This window comes from Streptomyces sp. CO7, assembly GCF_053474865.1.
This window is the reverse complement of the sequence record NZ_JBRIOU010000003.1, coordinates 402,619-404,751: the sequence shown is the minus strand read 5'-3', so window position 1 is coordinate 404,751 and position 2,133 is coordinate 402,619. Positions and strand designations below refer to the sequence as shown.

General features: G+C 75.4%; 2 protein-coding genes. One reads left to right on the top strand and one right to left on the bottom strand.

Annotated features, from left to right (window positions below):
* Positions 1–84: 84 nt before the first annotated feature.
* Positions 85–816 carry a VIT1/CCC1 transporter family protein gene (locus ACOV8S_RS11775; RefSeq protein ID WP_448317726.1) on the bottom strand — a complete coding sequence of 244 codons (732 nt, stop codon included), beginning with the start codon at positions 814–816 and terminating at the stop codon, positions 85–87.
* Between the two features lie 287 nt (positions 817–1,103).
* Between ACOV8S_RS11775 and ACOV8S_RS11770 the strand changes: the two genes are divergently transcribed.
* Complete coding sequence (locus ACOV8S_RS11770; protein WP_448317725.1) at positions 1,104–2,081, top strand: ADP-ribosylglycohydrolase family protein; 978 nt, start codon at positions 1,104–1,106, stop codon at positions 2,079–2,081.
* Positions 2,082–2,133: the final 52 nt, after the last annotated feature.

The following is a 2,133-nucleotide window of genomic DNA, read 5'->3' as shown; positions in this document are numbered from 1 at the left end:
GGGTTACGCGGGGCGGGCGGGGCCGGTGGGCCGACCGGGCCGGACGTGACCCGCGGGTCATGTGGGGCCGTACGGACCGGAGGGTCAGCCGACGGCGGTGCCGATGAGGGTGCCGAGCAGATAGGTGAGGCCGGCCGCCGCGCCGCCGAGCACCAGCTGCCGCAGACCGCTGAACCACCAGCTGCGGGCGGTCACCTTGGCGACCACGGCGCCGCACAGGAAGAGCCCGACGAGCGCGAGGACCACGGCGGGCCACAGCGCGGTGGCGCCGAACAGGAACGGCAGCACCGGCAGCAGCGCGCCCAGCGCGAAGGAGCCGAACGAGGAGACCGCGGCCACCGTCGGGGAGGGCAGGTCGCCGGGGTCGACACCCAGCTCCTCGCGGACGTGTATCTCCAGCGCCTGCTCCGGGTCGCGCGAGAGCTGGCGGGCGACCTCACGGGCCGTCCCGGCGTCCACGCCGCGCGCCTCGTACAGGGCGGCGAGCTCCGCCTCCTCGGCCTGCGGGTGACGGGCCAGCTGGCGTCGTTCCACGTCGAGTTCGGCCTCCACCAGCTCCCGCTGGGAGGCCACCGAGGTGTACTCGCCGGCCGCCATGGAGAACGCTCCGGCGGCCAGCCCCGCGAGCCCGGCGATCACCACGGCACCGCTGGAGGCCGTGCCGCCGGCGACACCGGTCATCAGGGCCAGGTTGGACACCAGACCGTCCATGGCGCCGAAGACGGCCGGGCGCAGCCAGCCGCCGTTGACGTCACGGTGGGTGTGGTTGTCGCGGTGCGCCTCGTGCAGGGGCGCCCGCATCTCGAGAACAGCCATGTCTCCCGCTCAAGGTCATTGCCGGGTGCGCGGACGACGTCGTGCCACGCGGCCAGTTTGGACTGGATCTACTTTTCGATGTTCCCCAAGCTACGCCCTTCAGTCGTGGCCCGCCAGCAAGGGAAGGCTGCCCTCACCTGCACTTTTGGCCACATCGCTCATCCGAAGCGAAGCCCGCACAGATGTCGTCCGGGTGACGTCGGCGTGTCCGAGGGTCGGCCGGGGCGGTGGCGTGGCACAGATCGTCACAAGGGCACAAGGGACCCCCTCCCCGCTAGGAGGCGCGCATGGCGGCCGTCGTCACACCGGACCTGCGGGAGCGGGCGCGTGGAGCGCTGCTGGGCCTGGCCGTGGGGGACGCGCTCGGCGCCCCGGCGGAGAACATGCGCCCCTCGGAGATCCGCGCCCGCTGGGGCCGCATCACGGGGTACGTCCAGGAGGAGCCGGCGGGCACCGACGACACCGAGTACGCCATCTTCTGCGGGCTGCTGCTGGCCCGGCACGGCTTCGCGCTGACCGCCGCGGACGTGGAGGCGGCCTGGCACGAGTGGATCGCGGACCGCGACGAGGGGCCGTTCCGGGGGGCCGGGTTCAGCGAACGCGGGACGCTGGAGAACCTGCGCCGGGGTCTGGCCGCGCCGGTCTCCGCCCAGCACCGGCACGCCTGGAGCGACGGGCTGGCCATGCGGGCCGCCCCGTTCGGCGTGTTCGCGGCGGGCCGCCCCGCGGAGGCGGCGCGGCTGGTGGCGGTGGACGGCTCGGTCAGCCACGACGGCGAGGGCATCTACGGCGGGCAGGCGGTGGCGGCCGGGGTGGCCGCCGCGATGACCGGGGCGCCCGCGGTGGCGGTGGTGGCCTCGGCCCTCGCGGTGATCCCGGACGACTCGTGGACGGCCCGCTCGCTGCGTCGCGCGGTCGCGGTCGCCCACCGCGGGGAGCGGGCGGTGCGGTCCGCGGTGGTGGTGGCGGGCTACCCGTGGACCGACCTGGCCCCCGAGGCCGTGGCCCTCGCCTTCGGCGCGTACGCGGCCGCGGAGGGCGACTTCCGCCAGGCGGTGCTGACCGCGGTGAACATGGGCCGCGACGCCGACACCACGGCCGCGGTCGCCGGGGCTCTGGCCGGCGCGACCTCCGGGGTGGCCGCCATCCCCGAGGAGTGGGCGGCCCCCATCGGCCCGGTCCGCGGGAGCTGTCTGCCGGCCATGGCGGGCCGGCACGTCCTGGACATCGCCGACCTCCTCACCTCCTCCAGGGAGCACGCATGACTCCCCCGTCCGACCCCGCCTCCGGCCCGGACCTCACCGCGTCCGCCACCAC

What these genes read in the sequence shown, in the direction of transcription:
- ACOV8S_RS11775 (WP_448317726.1), bottom strand. Translation starts at nt 816, where the DNA reads ATGGCTGTTCTCGAGATGCGGGCGCCCCTGCACGAGGCGCACCGCGAC.
- ACOV8S_RS11770 (WP_448317725.1), top strand. Translation starts at nt 1,104, where the DNA reads ATGGCGGCCGTCGTCACACCGGACCTGCGGGAGCGGGCGCGTGGAGCG.